This window comes from Rhodanobacter sp. FW106-HT46G03 (assembly GCF_058789895.1).
In genome coordinates this window covers 2,983,446-3,001,440 of record NZ_JBYTCC010000001.1, presented here as the reverse complement: position 1 = coordinate 3,001,440, position 17,995 = coordinate 2,983,446, and the positions used below count along the sequence as shown (strand labels likewise).

Here is a 17,995-nt window from a genome sequence, read left to right as displayed (position 1 = left end):
TCGCGACCCGGGCCGATAGCGCCTACTTGTTCTTCAGCAAATCCCGAATTTCGGTAAGCAGCGCCACATCCGCCGGCGGCGCGGCCGGGGCTTCTTCCTGCTTTTTCTGCATGCGGTTCATCATCTTGATGACCATGAAGATGGCGAAGGCGACAATGATGAAGGTGATGATGGTGTTGATGAAGGTGCCGTAGTTGATGGCGACTTCGGCGATCTTGTGTTTCGGGTCGCTGTCGTCGCCGGGTTTGAGGACCCATTTCATGGCGGAGAAGTCGATGCCGCCGGTGAGCCAGCCGATGGGCGGCATGATGACGTCGCTGACCAGCGAGCTGACGATCTTGCCGAACGCGGCGCCAATCACGATGCCAACGGCCATGTCCATCACGTTGCCGCGCATGGCGAACGCCTTGAACTCCTGCAGCATGCTCATGGTTCGACTCTCCTTTGGGTGGGCACTACGAAAGGGTCAGACGATGCGGCCGTCGAGCGTGGCGTAGCCGGCCAGCTCGGCGTGGTAGCGGTCGCCGCGCACGAGGGGGGCGACGCCGGACGGGGTGCCGGTGAAGACGAGATCGCCGGCATGCAGTTCGAACAGCTCCGACAACGCTGCCAGGATGTGTGGCACGTCGTGCAGCATCGCGCCGAGCTGCACGCGCTGGCGTTCGGCGCCGTTGACGGACAGGCTCAGTACGGTGGCGGCCGGCGGCAAGGCGCCGTCGATGCGGCGCAGCGCGGAGATCGGCGCGCAGTGGTCGAAGGCCTTGGCGGCGTCCCATGGGTGGCCCTTGGCCTTGGCCTGCGCCTGCAGGTCGCGGCGGGTGAGGTCGAGGCCCACGCCCACGCCCCACACCAGCGCCGCGGCGCGTTCGGCCGGCACGTTGGCGCCGCCGGCGCCGAGCGCCAGCACCATTTCCACCTCGTGGTGAAAGTCGTGGGTGACGGAGGGATACGGTACGTCGCCGCCGTCGGCCACCACGCCGTCGGCCGGCTTGCAGAAAAACATTGGGCGCCCCGGTTCGATCGTGGCGCCCATTTCCTTGGCATGCTCGGCGTAGTTGCGGCCGATGCAGAAGATGCGGCGGATGGGGAAACGTTGCGGGCTGCCTTGCACCGGCAGGGACGGAACGGCGGGAGGCGCGATGACGTAGTCCATGCCCCGTAGCGTAGCGCGGCAACGTGAGGGGCGGGGCATCGGCTGCGAGCCTGGGCGTTGCCACCGGCGCCCTCGTGGGTCGGGATGAATCCCGACCCACGGTAGCGAGGGGATTACGGCATCACGGGCGGCACGTATTGCAGGGTCAGGCCAAGCAGCCACAACAGGCCGATCACCAGCGGCAGGTGCACCACGAACTGCATGAAGGTGTAGCCCACCACGTCGCGCGCCTTGAGGCCCAGTACGCCGAGGAGTGGCAGCATCCAGAACGGGTTGACGAGGTTGGGCAGCGCTTCGGCGGCGTTGTAGACCTGCACCGCCCAGCCCAGGTGTACGTGCAGGTCATTCGCCGCCTGCATCACGTAGGGCGCCTCGACCAGCCACTTGCCGCCGCCGGAGGGCACGAAGAAACCGAGGACGGCGGAGTACAGGCCCATCACCGCGGGGAAGCTGTCGGTGGAAGCGATATGCACGAAGAGCTGCGAGAGCCGGTGCGCGAGTGTTTCGCCGCCGAAGCCCTGCGCCTTGGTGAGCAGCGCGGCAATGCCGCCGTACAGCGGGAACTGGATCAGCACGCCGGCGGTGCTCGGCACCGAGCGCGTCACCGCGTCGAGAAAACTGCGTGGCCGCCAATGCAGCAGCAGGCCCACGGTGAGGAACAAGAAGTTGTAGGTGTTGAGGTTGGCGATGGCGCTCACCGCGTGCTTGGTGATGAACTCGTGCCCCAGCCAGCCCAGCCCCATCACGCCGATCACGATGGACAGCAGCGGGCTGTATTCCAGCCACTCGCCCGGCTTTTGGCGCGGCGGCAGTTCCGGTACCGCGGCGCCTTCGGTAATGCCGTAGTCGCGCGCGGTGCGGGCGTTCTGGTCCGACGGCGCGGTGAACCAGCACACCAGCATCGAGGCCGTGATCAGGCAGGCGGTCATCACCAGCGACTGCCACAGGAAAATGGTGCTGGTGAACGGCAGCACGCCGGTGATGGCGAGCAGCCCCGGCGGCATGCTGGCCGGGTTGGCCTGCAGCTGCGCGGCGGAGGAGGAGAGCCCCATCGCCCAGATCGCGCCGAGGCCCAGATACGCCGCGGCGCCGGCAGCGCGGTAATCCATGCGCAGGTCTTCGCGCTGTGCCAGCGCACGTACCAGGAGGCCGCCGAAAATCAGCGAGAAGCCCCACGACAGCAGCGAGGTGAGCATCGACAGGAACGCGATGTAGCAAATGGCGCCGCGCCCGGTGCGCGGGATCTGCGCCAGGCGGTCGATCAGGCGCTTTACCACTGGGGCGGTGGCCACCACGTAGCCGCCGATCACGATGAACGCCATTTGCATGGTGAACGGGATCAGGCTCCAGAAGCCGTCGCCGAAGGCATTCATCGTCGCCACTGGCGTGCTGCCGAAGCCCAGTGTGGCCAACGCGACGATCACCACGCCGAGTGCGGCAAAGATCCATGCATCCGGAAACCAGCGCTCCGACCACGCTGCACTGCGCAGTGCCAGGCGCGCCATCCAGCCTTCGTTCGTCGCTTTCATGCGGTTCTCCCCAAAGCTGCCGCATCGTGGCGCCATTCGGGGGGAGCGACAAGCCGACAATGGTCGGTGCCTGCGGCGTGGGCAGTGGTCAGTGCCCGCCGCGATGCCCCAGCGTGATGGCGGCGACGCCGACCAGGATGATCGCCATGCCGGCCAGCTCGAAGGCGCCCGCATGCTCGCCGGCCAGCACCACGCCAAACAGCACCGCTACCGGCGGGTTGACGTAGGCATAGCTGGTGGCCAGCACCGGGCGCGCGTGGGCCAATGCGTAAAGGTAGGCGCTGAACGCGACCAGCGAGCCGAACACCGCGAGGTAGGCCAGCGCGAGCGTGGCGCTGAGCGTCGGCGCCTGCGGCCAGCGTTCGCCGGTGGCCAGCGCCAGCACCACCAGCACCGCGCCGCCGCACAGCATTTGCGCGGCGACGTTCATCGCCCCGCGCGGCATGTCGCGGCGCTTGCTCCACACCGAGCCGAACGCCCACGCGGCGGCGGCGATCAGCAGCGTCAGGGCGCCGACGCGCGAGCCGGAGAGGGTGTCGCCGAGGTTCAGCACGATCACGCCGGCAAAGCCGACGACCAGCCCGAGCGTTTCGCGCCGGTTCGGCCAGTTGCCGTACACGCCTTCGAACAAGGCCATGAACAGCGGCATGCTGGCGATAGCGACCGCGGCGACGCCCGAGCTCACGTACTGCTCGGCATAACACACGAAGCCGGTGCCGAAGGCCGGCAGCAAGGTGCCGGTAATGGCGGCATTGCGCCATTGCAGCCGGGTTGGCGCCGCTGCGCCGCGCAGGCGCAGCCAGGCGTAGAGCACGCCCCCGGCAAACACGAACCGGATCGCCGCAAGCAGGAACGGCGGCCAGCTTTCCAGCGCAAACCGGATCCCGAGGTAGGTCGAACCCCAGACGAGGTAGAGCGTGGCCAGCGCCAACGGGACGAGGTAACGCGGCGCGCCGGGCGTCGTGCGGGAAAGGGGAAAGGACATGCGGGATCGTTGCAGGAAATCGCGCATTATCGCTGCGCGCGATGGGTAACGGCACGTGGTCGTGCGTTGCCTCGGGCCGTTGCGCAAGGGGCAAGTCGGGCTGAAGCGCGACCCGCGAGTTCACCGCAGGCCTGGGGGGCGGGCGGGTTCAGCCTGACTGGCTTGGCGAGGGGTTCCTCAGTGCCGTTCGTGGAGTACCACGAACTCGCCTTCGAGCACGTTGGCGGGGGACTGGTGCGGCGGCGGCACCGTGGCGCGCGGGTGCCGCAAACGCCATTGCCGCCACAGCAGAAACACCGCGCCGCCCACCGTCAGGATGCCGGCCACCACCAGCCCGAACACCAGCAGCAGGCCCACCATTGCGAGGCCCAGGAGCAGCGACAGCGCGCGCACCAGCGGGTGGCGGGAACGGCGAGATATCGGCAGTTGGAGGATCATGTTAAAAACCTGTTGTGCAAAATCAAGCACTTGGGAGCGATACCATGGGGTCATTCCGGTTTTGAGACAAGTGCCAATGGATACCCGCGCAACCCAGGTGCCGCTGTGCCGGCTGGACGCCATCCCCGACGGCGGCACCACCGCGATCGAAGATGTGGCCGCGGTGGATGGCGAGAGCGTGATCGTGCAGCGCCGCGGCGAGGCGGTGACCGCGTGGCTCAACGTGTGCCCGCACGCGGGGCGCCGGCTGGATTACGCGCCGGGGCAATTCCTGCGCAAGAACGAGCTCATCATCTGTGCGGTGCACGGCGCGAGCTTCAACTGTGCCGACGGCGTGTGCGTGGGCGGCCCGTGCCGTGGCGAGCAGTTGCGCGCCTTGCCGGTGCGCGTCGAGGACGGCGACGTGTGGCTGGTGACGGCGCCCGCGCTGGTCAGTGGAACAGCAGGTTGATCGACACCAGCGTAACCACCAGCATCAGCAGCGTGAGCGGAATGCCGACGCGCAGGAAATCCGTGCCGCGGTAGCCGCCGGGGCCGGTCACCATCATCAGCGCCGGGTGGCCCGAGCTCAGCAGGAAGGTGTTGGAGGACGACACCGCCACGATCATGGCGTAGGCCGACGGGTTGCCGCCGGTGGCGATCGCCACGCTGATCGCGATCGGCACCATCATCACCGTGGCGCCCACGTTCGACATCACCTGCGAGAACAGCAGCGTCAGCACGGCAAGCGTGCCTTGCAGCACCCACGGCGAGGCGTCGCCCAGGTAATGCAGCACGTATTGCGCAAGCCATGCCGCGGTGCCGGTGGCGTCCATCGACCAGCCCAGCGGAATCAGGCAGGCGGTGACAAAGATCGTCTTCCAGTTGATGCCCTTGTACGCCTCGTCCATGTTGAGCACGCCGGTCAGCAGCATGCCGACCGCGCCGCACATCATCGCCACCGAAAGGTCGAGATTGGTGAACAGCGCGAGGCATTTCGCCATCACGAAAAAACCGATCGCCTGCCACACCTTGCCGGGGCGCTGGGTTTCCTTGGGGATGTCGGTCACCACCACGAAATCGCGATCCTCCGCCGCCATCGCGAGGTTGCGCCAGGTGCTGTGCACCACCACGGTGTCGCCGGCGCGCAGCGTGGTGGCGCGCACGTCGTCGCGCACCACCTTGTCACCGTGGGTCACTGCCAGTACCGAGATGCCGAAGCGCTTGCGCAGGTGCAGCCCGGCCACGGTGTGCTTGACGAAGCGCGACACCGGCGGAATCACCACTTCGGAAATGCCGGCGCGGCTCGAATTGAACAGCTCGCCCAGTTGGCGGATGCGGGTGGAAAGCTGGCACAGCTGGTTGTTGGCAAACTGGTCGAGCTCTTCGCGCGGACCGAGCACGCCCAGCACCGAGCCGACCCAGATCACGTAGTCGGCCGGCGGCGCCATGCGCTCGTCGTTGCCGCTCTTGATCGCCAGGATCAATGGCGCGCCGTGCAGTTGCTCGGCCTCGCCGATGCTCATGCCCACCAGCGGGCTTTCCGCGGTCACCGTGAGCTCGGCGGTTTCGCCGACGATGCCGTAGGTGTCGGCAAAGTAGCTTTCGGTGCGCCCCGGCGTGACCTTGAGCCGCGCATCCTCCCGCGCCGGCAGCAGCCGGTTGCCGAAGAAATAGAAGTACGCGATGCCGACCGCGGCCAGCAGCAGGCCCGCCGGGGTGATGCTGAACAGGCCGAACTTGGGGATCGTGTGCGCGCCGGCCGGCAGGTTGGCGTTGGCGCTGACGATCAAATCGTTCAGCACGATCAGTGGCGAGTTCGCGATCAGCGTGGTGTTGGTGCCGGTGAGGATGCAGAACGCCATCGGCAGCAACAGGCGCGAGATCGGCACCCCGGTGCGCGCCGAGAGCCGGCTGGTGATCGGGATCATCAACGCCGCCAGCGCCTGGCTGGGAATGATGGCGCTGAACACGCTGGCCATGAGGTTGATAACCACGCCCAGGCGCGACTCCACGCCTTTCGCCATGTGCATCACCAGCCGCGCGGCAGCGGCCAGCACGCCGGCGCGATCCAGGCCTTCGCCCATGATCATGATCGCGATGATCGCGATCACCGCGTTGCCGGCAAACCCGTTGAACACCTTGTCGGCGGGGATCACGCCGGTCAGGCCGATCACCACCACGATCAACAGCCCCACGAGATCGGCGCGGATCCACTCCAGCACCAGCATCAGCATGGTGAAGCCCACCAACCCGAGCACCAGCATCATTTCGGGGGTGAGCGAAAGCGTCACGAACGCGTGTCCTGATCGGGCGTGCGACAGGCGTGCGCGGCGGGTGACGGTGGCCGAATCACGCGGACGCCTGTCTGGGTGAGGGTCGGGTCAGTATAAGGGGGGATGCGGGATTGGGGATTCGCAAGAGCAGAATTGAAAGCGGCGTGTGAGGCCGGGGCTTTTGCAAATCCCCAATCCCGTATCCCGACTCCCGGCGCGTGGAGCCGTCAGGGCTCCACGCGCCGATACAGCAAATCCCGCACCCCGTGCCCGAGCGCAAGGCCGCGACGTTCGAAGCGGGTTTCGATGCGCCAGTCGGGTTTGGCGGCGTACTGGCCGGGGCCGGTGGCGTTGCGCCAGTCGGGGGCGGCCTCGAGGGTTTCCAGCATGTGCTCGGCGTAGGGCTGCCAGTCGGTGGCGAGGTGCAGCAGGCCGCCGGGCGCCACGCGGGTGGCGAGCAGCGCGACGAATTCGGGCTGGATGATGCGCCGCTTGTGGTGGCGTGCCTTGTGCCACGGGTCGGGGAACCAGATGCGCACTTCGCTGAGGGTGCCGGGGGCAAGCTCGTTTTCCAGCACTTCCACCGCATCGTGGCGGTAGATGCGCACGTTGCGCGCATCGCGTGCGGCCAGCGTGTTCATCAGGCGGCCGACGCCGGGGCCGTGCACTTCGACGCCGAGAAAATCGCGCGCGGTGTCGTGCTCGCTCGCCCACGCCAGCGCCTCGCCGTTGCCGAAGCCGATCTCCAGCACCAGCGGCGCCTGGCGACCGAAGTGCGCGGCGAAGTCCTGCACGCGGCCGGTGTAGTCGATGCCGTAGCGCGTCCAGTAATCCTCGAAGGCGCGTTGCTGCGCGGGGGTCATGCGCCCCTCGCGCAGCACGAAACTGCGGATGTGGCGCGGGTGGGCGGGGGGCAGGGTATCGTCGGTCATCGGGGAACAGGGGGCGCTGGAACGGAGGCAATGGCGCGCCGTGGTGGCCCGCCAAGGGAGCGCGCATTGTAGCGATACCCTCCCGGCGCCCGCCGTCGCGCCACGCGACCGGCCTTCCGGAGCCGGCTGCGTGGTGCGCTCAACGTTGCTGTTCGTCCTGCTTGGGATTGACCTTGCGGGGCGCTGGTTCGGCGTGCCGCCGCGGTTGTGCCGCCGGATGCGGCGCCTCCCGCGGCGGCGCGTTTTGCGGCGGCTGCTGGAAGCGCGGAGCCTCGTAACGCGGCGCGGCCTCTTGGCGCGGTTGTTGGAAGCGTGGCGCTTCGTTGCGCGGTGCCGCCTTTTGCGGGGGCTCCTGGAAGCGCGGGGACTCGTACCGTGACGCGGCGTTGCGCGGCGCAACCGACTCCGGGCGCGGGTAGTTGGGTTCTCCTTGCGGATCGGTTTGGCGGGGTGTCCTGAAGGCGCGTTGATCCTGCATCGACTCGTGCTGTGGGCGCGGGGCGTCGTAACGCGGCGACGGGTAGCGCGCCGCGTCGGCGCTGTTTTCCGCCGGCGTCGCGCGTTCGATGCGCGGCCCTTGCGGCAGCTGCGCCGGTGCCGGGGCGCGGTCGTTCATGGCCGGTGCCGGGTGCTCCAGGTTGCCGGCGCGTTGCGGCGCCGGTGCCGGTGCGGCGGCATCCGCACGCCGCATGCGCATGCCGCGCGGCAACTCGTCCGGGTGGGCAAAGCGCGATGACGGCAGCGCACCGGGCGACAGCGGCACGGCGGTTTCACCCGGCAGGCGCGACGCACGAGCCGGCGCGACGGGGGGCTGCGCGGTGGGACGGGCAGCTTCCGCGGCGGGTGGCGGCATGGGGCGGCCGGGGCGCGCCGAGGCATCCATCGCGTTTGCGTCCTCCCGCCCCGTGGCGCGCGGGTTCAGCACCCGCACATTGGTGAACGGGCGCGCGGCGGGGGCGCCGGCCGGCCGGATCGCGGCCGGCGCAAAGGGCGCGCGGGTGGCGGCGAGCGCAGCCGGCGGCGGCGTGCGCGCAACCACGTCGCGGTGGAAGTCCGCGACGGGCAACGGCCGTGCCCGCGGGTTGCGCGCTGGCGTGAAGCTCGCCGGCGTCGGGCGCACCGCAGTCACGCCGTGGGCCAGCACCGGTGCAGCAGTGAGCTGGCGTGGATCGATCCGCATCTGGTCGCGCTCCACGCGCTGCCCGCTGGCGAAATCCTTGCCGGGCATGGCGGTGAAGCCGTGCGCGTTGCCGCGGTTCGCGTAGCGCCGGTCGGGCGGCATCCGGCCGCTGCGGTAATCGTTGTACTGGCGGTCGATGTTGTTGATGACCACCGTGCGGTTGTAGGTGTTGTGCACGTAGATGTTGGTGATGTTCACGCGCTGGTAGTAGCCACGATCCACGTGGTACCAAGGGTTGTAGATCTCGCCCGGGCCGAGCGGGAACCAGCCGACCGGCGCGGCGCCGATGCCGATTCCGACGCTCCAGCCGCCACCGCCGACGAAGGCGACCAGTGCGGGCGCATACACCGGGCGCACGAAGATCGGGCCGGGCACCCAGCCCCAGGCGCCGCCGATCACCGCCCAGCGGCCGTAGTGGTAGGGCGCGAAGCCCCAGGGCGAGGCATCCACCCAGGTCCAGCCCCACGGCGCAATCCACGCCCAGTGGCCGTAGCGGTACGGCGCCCAGCCCACTGGCATCGCCCGCGGATACCACACCGCGCCGTACTCGGCGGTGGTCTGCCAGTCGCCGTATTGGTCGAGATCCTGTGCACCGACCATGTCGGCGGACACGTAGCGTCGCGTGCGTGACCGCTCATAGCGCTGGTTGCGCGCATCGCACCACGCGTCGAACGCATCCTCGCCCTGGATCTCGGTGATCATCAGCGCGCCGAGCGAGGCGTCGTCGAACTGGTAGTGCCGGCCGGCAAGCACATCGCGCTGCGCGTTGTTTTCGCCGTACACCGTGGCCTGTCCGTCGAACACCGTCACCTGCGTGCCGTGGCCGTCGCTGTCCACGTCGATGCGGAAATTGCCCGGCTGGGTCACCACCAGCGCCAGGGTCGGGGTGTCGATCTCGTAGCTCTGGCCCTGGTCAAGCCGGCGCACGGCGAGGTTCAGCGTGCCGCGGGTGAGCTCGACCTGGGCGATGCTGTCGCTGAGGTTCAACATGCCGAAGTCGGTATTGCCAGCCATGCGCAGCGTGCCGCCGCCCAGCTCCAGCTCGGCGCGCGAGTCGTTGGCGGTGGAGAGCTTGTCGCCGGTGGTCAGCGGGCGGTTGATGTCCGCGTCGCCCCAGTTGCGGCCGCCGGCCGGCAGCAGGCCGAGGTCGCCAGAAATGTAGGCCAGGCGCGCGACGCGATCCGGCGGTGCAGCATCTGCCGTGGATTGCGCATGCGCCAGCGTCGCGCCGGCCAGCAGCAGCAACGTCGCCAGCCACGGCAGCGCACGCCGGCGCAAGGTGGAGGCAGGGGACGGTAGGCGCATCGGGTCTCTCCGGGTTCCCGCGAAGCGGGTGGCGGTGTGCCGATTATGCGCAAGCGCGCGCGCTGCGCCGCGTTGCCGACCGCGTACCCGCGTGGCGATTCAGCCGGCGGACGGCGTGCGGCCAACTGCGGTTCATCCGCGCGCGGCGATTCCCACGGCGCCGCATCCCGGTTACCATCCGCAAGCCCCAGCGGGCGTAGCTCAATGGCAGAGCTGTAGCTTCCCAAGCTACTGACGAGGGTTCGATTCCCTTCACCCGCTCCAAATCTTGAATCCACGGAAATCCGTGGGCGTCCACTGAAGTATGCAAGCTGTTGATTTGATGGGAAGTTTTCCCGCTTCGATGGTCTGTTGACGTCCACCGACATCCACCCGCATCCAGGGCTTTTAAGTCCATAAACAAGTCCATATTTACGGGTGCGCTGGTTTCCGTATTGTTCGTAGAGGGGCGCGGTCGACGCGATCAGCATCCAGTCCTGACTCATGTTCAGGAGCTGGAACATGCCTCTCTCCGACATGGCCGTGCGCCAAGCCAAGGCCACCGGCAAGGACTACACACTCCGCGATTTCGATGGTCTCTCCCTGGCCGTGACGGCCGCCGGCGGGAGGACCTGGCACTTCCGCTATTACTGGGCGAGCAAGCAGAAACGGATGTCCTTGGGGACGTATCCCGAAGTGACGCTGCGCGAAGCGCGCGCGCTACGCGACGAAGCGCGTGCTCTGCTGGCCCGGGGCGTCAATCCGCGCGCACATCGCAAGCAGAAGCGCGCCGCGATCCGGTTTGCCGACGAGAACACCTTCGAGTCGGTGTACGAGAGGTGGTTCAAACACCGCGCGCCTAGCCTCAAGGAAGGGCGGCACACGTCCCGCGCGCTGATCCCTCGCATCTTCAAAAAGGACGTCTTGCCCAAATTGGGCAAGCGCTCGATCTACGAGATCAAACGACACGACCTGCTGGAGGTGATCGAGAAGATCGAGAGCCGTGGCGCCCTGTCGGTGGCCGAAAAAGTCAGGACGTGGCTCAACCAACTGTATCGTTGGGCACTCATCAAGGTGCCGGACCTCGAATCCAACCCCGCGTCCGACCTGGATGTCGTGGCGGTGCCACTACCGCCCGTCAACCACAACCCCTTCTTGCGCATGCACGAGCTGCCAAAGTTCTTGCAGCGCTTGCGCAACTATCATGGTCGGCTGCGGACCCAACTCGGTATCCGGTTGCTCTTTCTGACCGGCGTGCGCACGGGCGAGCTTCGCTTGGCGACACCCGACCAGTTCCACCTGGATCAGGGGCTGTGGATCATCCCGCCGGAGATCGTCAAGCAACTGCAACTGGACATGCGGCGGAAGCGCCAACGGCCGCAGGATATTCCCCCCTACATCGTCCCCTTGTCCGCCCAGGCCATGGAGGTCGTTCGTTACTTCCTGGAGCAGTTCAAACCCGCTCAGCGCTATTTGATTCCTCATGATTGGGACATCAAAGATCAGATGAGTGAAAACACACTCAATAACGCGCTCAAGCGCATGGGCTACCGCGACCTGCTGACCGGCCATGGCATCCGAGGCACGATCTCCACCGCACTCAACGAGATCGGCTATCCGCTGAAGTGGGTGGATGCCCAGCTTTCCCATGTCGACCCCAACAGGACCAGCGCGACCTACAATCACGCCGAGTACGTCGAGCAACGTCGCCGGATGATGCAGGATTGGGCCGACCGCCTTGATCTCTTTGAACAGGAGCGGGTCGAGGTCGCCAGCACGCCATTGACGATTCGGCTCGAAGACCTGCCAGCACCGGCGCAAAATGCGTTGGCTACGGTGGACCCGATACGCGTTACACCCGGGGCTTCCCCCATGATGCTGGTCGCTCAGCCGGGGACCAAAGCGATGCCGCTCGTTCCTGTAGCGCCCCAACGGCTACCAGCGGTGCCGCCGCCCCGGTCCGTCGAACCGCCCGTGTTGTCCGACATTCAGCGCCAACGGGCGGAACTGTTCGACCGCTTCAACGAGCCGCATAACGTGCCGGTCGTCGAGTTTGCGAAGATGGCGGGCAAGTCTCGGCGTTGGATCAACTACGAGATCCAGGCGGGAAATCTGCTGGCGCTGAGTGTGGGCAACCGCGGCATGAAAGTCCCGGACTGGCACTTGCACCCCATCAAGCACGCTCTGGTTCAGGCCATTCTGAAGATGACCCGCGGCGCCGATCCTTGGCAGATCTACAACGCTCTCACACAACCGCGCGGCGCGCTTCGTGGCCGTTCTGCCATCGAAAGCGTGACGACCGACAATTTCGACCGCCTCGTTACAATCGTCGGTGCAACCGTGCGACAAAGTGAATGGCCTGCGCAGCACGTAGGTTAAGCCGCCTTCGATGAATCGAATATCCGCATCCCGCTCCAGAGGGCTGCGTTTTCTGTCAATCTCGCGCTGGCACAGCCTCTGCCATCGGACAGGGACAGCTTGCAGCGACGCGCCTCCCTACAACATGCAAGGAAAATCCATGAGCGACCCAATTTCAGACTCAGTAGATTTTCGTCGGCAGCGCACCAACGGCATCGCCGCTATCGCGGTTGCTTCGCTACTCGCCTTGGGACTGTGGCTTTGCATCGACTACTGGATGTCGCCTCTGCCGGGCATGGACAGCCTCGCTGCCCGAATGCTGTTGGCGCTCAAATGCTTTTGTCTAGCCGTACTGTTCTGCCTCGTAACAGGTGTCGAAGCCGTAGCACACGAACGATTGACCTCGCCCGCGTTCGATCCGTTGGTGCATTTCGAGACAAGAAGACTCCTCATCAATCAAAGGTATCTACAGAACACTGTCGAGCAAATCATCGTGTTTGCAGCATCGCTATTCGGACTGGCAGCCTATTGCGTAGACGGTGCGGCGATGCGTGCAGTGGTCGCGACAACGGTGGTTTGGATCGTCGCAAGGGCCGCGTTCTGGCTCGGTTATCATCGCAGTGCAGCGCTGCGCGGACTTGGGGCGCCGGGAATGGCGCTCAGCATGATCGTGCTGCTCTATGTGGCGACACGGTTCGGAGATGAGATCGCGGGCACGGCAGGGGCTATCGTTCCCGTCGCCATATTTCTTTTGATCGAAGCTGTGCTGTTCTGGGGTACGCGGCCGAAAGGATCTTCCGATCACTGAACGGGACGACGTTAAACGCTTCGTCGAACGCTCTTTATCGACCGGGCGCCTGCGCAATAATGACCGGCTTAGACTTCCGACATGGCTTAAGCCATGCCAAATTGCATCCGTTGGAAGTTTTATTGCATGTAAATCTCGCTGAAGTTGATGCCAAGATCCCGGCACTTCGCGCGGAAGGCGCTCAGGCGCGGCGGCATGATGCCGTCGGACGGAGCGATGCGCAGTTGGCCGTCTAGTCGTAGCCACCGACGACCGCTTTAGCCTCTCGCGGGCCTGCTGCAAGTTGGTGAAGATCGCAGTATATGACAAGCGTGTGCTGCGCGAGTTGCGGATGAACAGCCGAACTCTAAGGCCTTCTTCTAGTTCCTTGATCGCCCGTGAAAGGGGTGAATGCACGATGTGCAGCCGCTCCGCTGTACGGGCGAAATGGAGTTCGTCGGCCAAAACACGAAAGCACGAAAACATCGTAGATGACGCCACTCCATAAAGATTCCTATGCTTTTTCGCCAACGTGGTTTGTCCGATGAAATTTCGTTCGTCGCAGCAGGATTACAAAACCCAACAACGCGACACTTCCCAACAGGCTGCCCGTCTTTAGTACTGTGTCAATGCTCCCGCAAGCGAGTGCAATCCCGCCCGCAAGTGCACCACCACCAATCCCCAGGTTGAAGGCTGCCACGTAGAGGGATGACGCAGCTTCCGCTCGCTCGGGCATGATCGCTATGACCCAGCTTTGCAGGCCGACGATTAGCATGGCGATGGATACACCCCACGATGCCATTTCGATCAAGACGCTTAGTTCGGAACTTCCCGTTATCAACATGGCCACTTGGCTGGCAATGACACCCACAGCCGCGATAAGCGACAGCAAGCCTGGGTTGATGGTGAGCCGCCCAGCCAATCCCGTTCCTATGGCACCGGCCACGCCAAAGCTCAAGAGGAACAGCGCATGTCGTCCTTCTGGGATATGCCCAATTCCAGTCAGAATCGGTACGATGTAGGTGTATCCCGTGAAGTGCGAAGCAACAACCAATAGAGTGACGATCGCCACCGTGTAAAGTGCAATTGATTTTTCAGCCATACCCTGCTTCGCCGAGAACGGTATGGGATTGCTCTCGGGCAGCAACAATCTGAAAGACAGCATCACGGTCAATCCACCCAAGGCAGCATACGTGGCAAACGCCACTCGCCATCCCAACCAATGGCCAATTATGGTTGCACACGGCACGCCGACGACAAGTGCCAACGAGATGCCACTTAGCGCCCATGCCGTAGCACGGCTGGCAGGCATTTCCGGCACAAGGCGCACTGCATAGGGCGCGATCATCGACCAGAACACACCATGCGTAAGAGCGGTCAGCACGCGCAAGCTCGCCAACATGGTGAAGCTGTTGGCGAGAGCTGCCAAAGCATTCGCCAACGCGATGACGCCAAGCAATCCGACAAACACGGTACGTCGTGGTAGCCGTTGGGTTGCCAAGGTAAACGGCATGGCCGTGAGCGCAGCGATCCATGCGTAGCCTGTCACCAGCAAACCTGTTTGTGCCGGTAACACCTTCAGACTACTGGAGATCTGCGGCAGCAAACCGATGGGTAGGTATTCGGTGGTCTGTGCAACAAATGCCGCTAGCATCAAGAGAAGAAGCCGACGCATTTATTGTTTCCCGGCGCGAAGGAAATCGGCAACTAGTTGCACGAATTCGTCAGGCCGCTCCAACGGCGCCAGATGGCCGCTTTCCAGCTCCGCGTATTGCGCGCCTGGAATTGTTGCTGCCAGTGCTCGGGCATGAGCCGTGGGAACCATGTGGTCTTGGGTGCAACCAATGACCAAAGTAGGCTTGTTAATACGTTTGACTTGCTCTCTTACGTCCAGAGAAAGGTCGAGCGCCACCTGTCGCGCCATGCCTTCCCATTGGTTGCCGATAACGATGTCGTCGATGTTCTCCTCGATTTGCTGCACGCTGAGTCCCTGCAAAAAAGCAGGACTGAAGCCTGTGAGTAAGACCAGCCGGGCCATCGCGCGTCTATCAGTGTGGATCAGGTCGCGCCACAACCCGAACTCCAGTTGCATACGACTGTCGGCCCCTGATGCAAAACCTGCCAACAGCACCAACGCGCGCAAGTCGTCCGGATATTCGGCCGCGACGTAGGCGGCCACGCTCGCTCCCAGCGAGAAACCCACCATATCGAATGGCACCGCGCCGGCTGCCCGTGCGGCCCCCACCACCTGTGCGGCCAATATCGGTACGGATAGAGGCTGACCGTCGTCCACGGTTGCTCCCGAACCGGCATAGTCGGGCCGTACCACCGTCCAGGTCGTCGCGAACCGTTCGACCAGATGCCCCCAGTTGCTTTCCCCATTTCCGCCGGTGCCGTGTACCAGCACTAGCCCAGGCCCATGTCCGTCAACCTGATAGGAGACTTTTGCATGGTTAATTTCAGCTACTGCCATGATGGTGAACCTCGCTTTCGTAATAGACGGCTCAAGGCTAAACTCTGACAGTGCTGTTAAGGTCAAGGGGTCTATACGGAGTTCACCATGAAGATTGGAGAACTGGCGCGTCGCGCTGGCGTCAGCCGGCGGATGCTGCGCTACTACGAACAGGAAGGCTTGCTTCAACCGGCACGCACTGAATCGGGTTATCGCAATTACGGCGAAGCGGAGGTTCAGACCGCTCAGCGTATTCGTATGTTGAGTTCTGCGGGTCTGAAGGTTGAAACCATCCGGGTGCTATTGCCGTGCATGTTGGGCGATCAACCGATCTTTGAGCCATGCCGCGAGGTGCGGACAGCTCTGCACCGGGAAGTCGAGACACTGGACGAGAAACTGCGCGACCTGAGCGAAAGTCGCAAGATCATTAAAAGCTACCTGCACGGATTAGCACCAACGGGCAACTGAGAGTGCGACTAATCCGTGGGCGAGTCGTCGAGTGTGTGTGGCATCGCGCACTGCTGCCACTGCCTCGCCAAGGTTTGCTACGGTGATGCTCCTACATTGCCCTTGGTACAAGGGCGCATAGAAGTTAGAAGTTAGAAGTTATATTGCATGTAAATCTCGCTGAAGTTGATGCCAGGATTCGGGCGCTTGATGCCCGCATTCGACAGATGCTGAAAGCGGAAACCAGCCTGATATTGTTGGTGATCCCCGAACTGCGCGCCGACGCCGACCATATCAGCAAACTGAAAGGACGATGACAATGTCCGGTCCTGCGTTTCCCGCACATGAGATAGCAGTCGGATACCCACACCTGCTTCCACATACGGGCGTAACCAGCCCGAATCCCTGATGAAGCGGAACACGGGTGTGAATCCGAATTCCCAGATACCCGCATGGACAGCGCCGTCTTCCCGGATGGCCCAGTAAGCGGCATGAGCCTCCCCAACGACGGTGAAATGATAGTTTCCGATTTCCCCCCATTTCAGCCCGGGGTCCCAGACGATGGCTAGATCGCTCTTTTTCACGTCGTGGTCCGCAACGCCGGCCGCCAACCGCAGACCGAATTCGCCGGCACGCGCGCGAGTGAATGTCATCCCAAGAACGAGGGCTGCCGCAACCAGCAACGCATTGCGTTGCCAGCAAGCTTTTATTTTTTCCATGGGTATCCTGGAACGTTGAAAAACGAACCACACCCCTGATCGCTCCGATGGAGATATTGCACGGGGTAAGAGCACTATCCGATAGTCGCTGAAAGGACGTCCGCTACCCCAATTGCCTCGCCACCCTGTGTGGCAGGACTCTTCCCTTCTTAGGGGTTGGCAGTGAGCTCCAGAGCGGACGCATCTGATACTTCAGTACATGTGCTGGCCGCCATTCATGGACACGTTGCTGCCCGTCATGAAACCCGCTGCCTCGCTGGCGATGAACGCAACCAATGCCGCAATTTCTTCGGGGCGACCTAGTCGCCCGATGGGAATGCGTGGAATGATCTGAGTGTCCAGCACGTCAGCCGGCATGCCATGAAGCATCTTCGTATCGAGGTAGCCCGGCGAAACGGTATTGACCGTCACGCCTTTAGAAGCGACCTCAAGAGCGAGCGATTTGGTGAAGCCGTGCATGCCTGCCTTGGCCGCAGCGTAGTTGCACTGGCCGAACTGCCCCTTCGAGGCGTTGATCGAGGCAATGTTGATGACCCGGCCCCAGCCGCGATTGATCATGCCATCGATGAATTGCTTCGTGACATTGAAGACGGAATCCAAGTTGGTGCATAGAACCGCGTCCCAGCTATCCTTGGTCAGCTTGCGAAAGGTGCCGTCCTGCACGATGCCAGCGTTGTTGACCACGATATCGACGTGGATTCGCTCGGCCCGGATTGAGGTGGCCAATTGTTGGCAGGAGTCGTAGTGCGAGACATCTACCGGATACGCCTTAAATGAGTAGCCTGCCGAGGCTTGCGTCTGAAGCCACGTCTGCACGCGGCCGTTGCTAGGCGAATACGTCACCAATACGGTATGACCCGCGGCCGCCATCGCTTTGGCGATGGCGGTTCCCAAGTCGCCGAGCCCGCCCGTTACGAGCGCGGTCCGCCTATTTTGCATTGCGGTTCCCCTTCGGCTCGGGCGCAGCGGGTGCGCCTGTCCACATCTGCAGGAGCCGGTTGGGATAGTCCGTCCAGGTCCCGAAAACAGGAGCGACCTTGCTGGCGCTCACGACGATGCCAGCCAAGTGCTGCTGCCATTCCTGGAAGGCTTCGGCCTGTGCCGCGATCAGTGCGGCAGGCGCTTTGTCACCGGGCTGTACCGCCGCCTGCAGCGCGCGTTGGCATTTCTCCCAATGCGTCCGCGCGATGCGCGTCTGCGCAGCGACATACGCCGGCATGTCCTTGGCACTGAGGATGTCCTTCAGATCCTCATCGAATTGCTCAAGCGCAGCGACGACCGCGCGTTGGCGCTGGGTGTGCCATTGTTGACTGGCCTGCTGCGCCAATTCGCCAAGTTTCTGGAAGAGTTGCGCATTGGCCCGATAGAGTTCGAAGGGCAGGTGGGAAAGGTCTTCGCTCATGGGATTCTCCTGATGGGAAACGTATCGCGGACAGAAAGCGCCGTGGAGATCTTGCAGTTGATGCGAGGCACGCC

Annotated in this window: 17 protein-coding genes, 1 tRNA gene and 1 pseudogene; 5 read left to right on the top strand and 14 right to left on the bottom strand. The window is 64.1% G+C overall.

From position 1 onward, the window contains the following. Positions 1-22: 22 nt before the first annotated feature. The 5 genes from mscL to AC3WP6_RS13495 all read right to left on the bottom strand — a co-directional run bounded on the left by mscL (position 23) and on the right by AC3WP6_RS13495 (position 4,105). Positions 23-430, bottom strand: coding sequence for a large-conductance mechanosensitive channel protein MscL (mscL, locus tag AC3WP6_RS13515; RefSeq protein ID WP_492628134.1), 408 nt, complete (start codon positions 428-430; stop codon positions 23-25). Between the two features lie 36 nt (positions 431-466). Continuing rightward, positions 467-1,153, bottom strand: a complete 687-nt coding sequence (locus AC3WP6_RS13510) for a fumarylacetoacetate hydrolase family protein (protein WP_492628133.1) — start codon at positions 1,151-1,153, stop codon at positions 467-469. Between the two features lie 113 nt (positions 1,154-1,266). Beyond that, positions 1,267-2,658, bottom strand: a complete 1,392-nt coding sequence (locus tag AC3WP6_RS13505; RefSeq protein WP_492628709.1) for a short-chain fatty acid transporter — start codon at positions 2,656-2,658, stop codon at positions 1,267-1,269. Between the two features lie 112 nt (positions 2,659-2,770). Next, on the bottom strand, positions 2,771-3,667 hold the full coding sequence (gene yedA / locus AC3WP6_RS13500; protein ID WP_492628132.1) for a drug/metabolite exporter YedA: 897 nt from the start codon (positions 3,665-3,667) through the stop codon (positions 2,771-2,773). Between the two features lie 177 nt (positions 3,668-3,844). Further along, positions 3,845-4,105: a hypothetical protein gene (locus tag AC3WP6_RS13495; protein WP_492628131.1), complete on the bottom strand. Its 261-nt coding sequence runs from the start codon at positions 4,103-4,105 to the stop codon at positions 3,845-3,847. 76 nt (positions 4,106-4,181) lie between these two features. Between AC3WP6_RS13495 and AC3WP6_RS13490 the strand changes: the two genes are divergently transcribed. After that, a complete protein-coding gene (locus tag AC3WP6_RS13490) occupies positions 4,182-4,556 on the top strand; it encodes a Rieske (2Fe-2S) protein (RefSeq protein ID WP_492628130.1) in 375 nt (124 codons plus the stop codon). Here the strand turns inward: AC3WP6_RS13490 and AC3WP6_RS13485 are convergent. The 3 genes from AC3WP6_RS13485 to AC3WP6_RS13475 form a co-directional block, all read right to left on the bottom strand. Then, positions 4,537-6,354: an SLC13 family permease gene (locus tag AC3WP6_RS13485; protein ID WP_492628708.1), complete on the bottom strand. Its 1,818-nt coding sequence runs from the start codon at positions 6,352-6,354 to the stop codon at positions 4,537-4,539. The two genes, AC3WP6_RS13490 and AC3WP6_RS13485, sit on opposite strands and share 20 nt — an antisense overlap. Before the next feature lie 233 nt (positions 6,355-6,587). Next, positions 6,588-7,292 (bottom strand): tRNA (guanosine(46)-N7)-methyltransferase TrmB, encoded by a 705-nt coding sequence (gene trmB / locus AC3WP6_RS13480; RefSeq protein ID WP_492628129.1) that lies wholly within the window; start codon positions 7,290-7,292, stop codon positions 6,588-6,590. Between the two features lie 139 nt (positions 7,293-7,431). Further along, positions 7,432-9,777, bottom strand: coding sequence for a DUF6600 domain-containing protein (locus AC3WP6_RS13475; RefSeq protein WP_492628128.1), 2,346 nt, complete (start codon positions 9,775-9,777; stop codon positions 7,432-7,434). Positions 9,778-9,967: 190 nt separating this feature from the next. On the opposite strand from AC3WP6_RS13475, the gene AC3WP6_RS13470 reads away from it, so the two are divergent. The 3 genes from AC3WP6_RS13470 to AC3WP6_RS13460 all read left to right on the top strand — a co-directional run bounded on the left by AC3WP6_RS13470 (position 9,968) and on the right by AC3WP6_RS13460 (position 12,922). After that, a tRNA-Gly gene (locus tag AC3WP6_RS13470) sits at positions 9,968-10,041 on the top strand. A 237-nt stretch (positions 10,042-10,278) separates the two neighbouring features. Beyond that, the gene (locus AC3WP6_RS13465) at positions 10,279-12,135 is read left to right on the top strand and encodes a tyrosine-type recombinase/integrase (protein WP_060715293.1); all 1,857 of its coding nucleotides are present in this window, start codon (positions 10,279-10,281) and stop codon (positions 12,133-12,135) included. Positions 12,136-12,274: 139 nt separating this feature from the next. After that, positions 12,275-12,922 (top strand): MAPEG family protein, encoded by a 648-nt coding sequence (locus AC3WP6_RS13460; RefSeq protein ID WP_060715292.1) that lies wholly within the window; start codon positions 12,275-12,277, stop codon positions 12,920-12,922. Between the two features lie 363 nt (positions 12,923-13,285). Here AC3WP6_RS13460 and AC3WP6_RS13455 read toward each other — a convergent pair. From AC3WP6_RS13455 to AC3WP6_RS13445, 3 genes and pseudogenes are all read right to left on the bottom strand, one after another. Continuing rightward, positions 13,286-13,387: pseudogene (locus AC3WP6_RS13455) on the bottom strand (LysR family transcriptional regulator); the annotation flags it as partial. A 28-nt stretch (positions 13,388-13,415) separates the two neighbouring features. Next, the gene (locus AC3WP6_RS13450) at positions 13,416-14,576 is read right to left on the bottom strand and encodes an MFS transporter (RefSeq protein WP_060715291.1); all 1,161 of its coding nucleotides are present in this window, start codon (positions 14,574-14,576) and stop codon (positions 13,416-13,418) included. Continuing rightward, positions 14,577-15,374, bottom strand: coding sequence for an alpha/beta fold hydrolase (locus tag AC3WP6_RS13445; RefSeq protein WP_060715290.1), 798 nt, complete (start codon positions 15,372-15,374; stop codon positions 14,577-14,579). 87 nt (positions 15,375-15,461) lie between these two features. On the opposite strand from AC3WP6_RS13445, the gene AC3WP6_RS13440 reads away from it, so the two are divergent. Continuing rightward, the gene (locus tag AC3WP6_RS13440) at positions 15,462-15,821 is read left to right on the top strand and encodes a MerR family transcriptional regulator (protein ID WP_060715289.1); all 360 of its coding nucleotides are present in this window, start codon (positions 15,462-15,464) and stop codon (positions 15,819-15,821) included. 131 nt (positions 15,822-15,952) lie between these two features. Here AC3WP6_RS13440 and AC3WP6_RS13435 read toward each other — a convergent pair whose 3' ends face one another. The 3 genes from AC3WP6_RS13435 to AC3WP6_RS13425 form a co-directional block, all read right to left on the bottom strand. Continuing rightward, positions 15,953-16,519, bottom strand: a complete 567-nt coding sequence (locus tag AC3WP6_RS13435) for an acyloxyacyl hydrolase (protein WP_060715288.1) — start codon at positions 16,517-16,519, stop codon at positions 15,953-15,955. A 192-nt stretch (positions 16,520-16,711) separates the two neighbouring features. After that, positions 16,712-17,458, bottom strand: a complete 747-nt coding sequence (gene phbB / locus AC3WP6_RS13430) for an acetoacetyl-CoA reductase (protein WP_060715287.1) — start codon at positions 17,456-17,458, stop codon at positions 16,712-16,714. Then, positions 17,448-17,921 (bottom strand): phasin family protein, encoded by a 474-nt coding sequence (locus AC3WP6_RS13425; protein WP_492628127.1) that lies wholly within the window; start codon positions 17,919-17,921, stop codon positions 17,448-17,450. Before AC3WP6_RS13425 ends, phbB begins: the two co-directional genes overlap by 11 nt. Positions 17,922-17,995 lie beyond the last annotated feature (74 nt).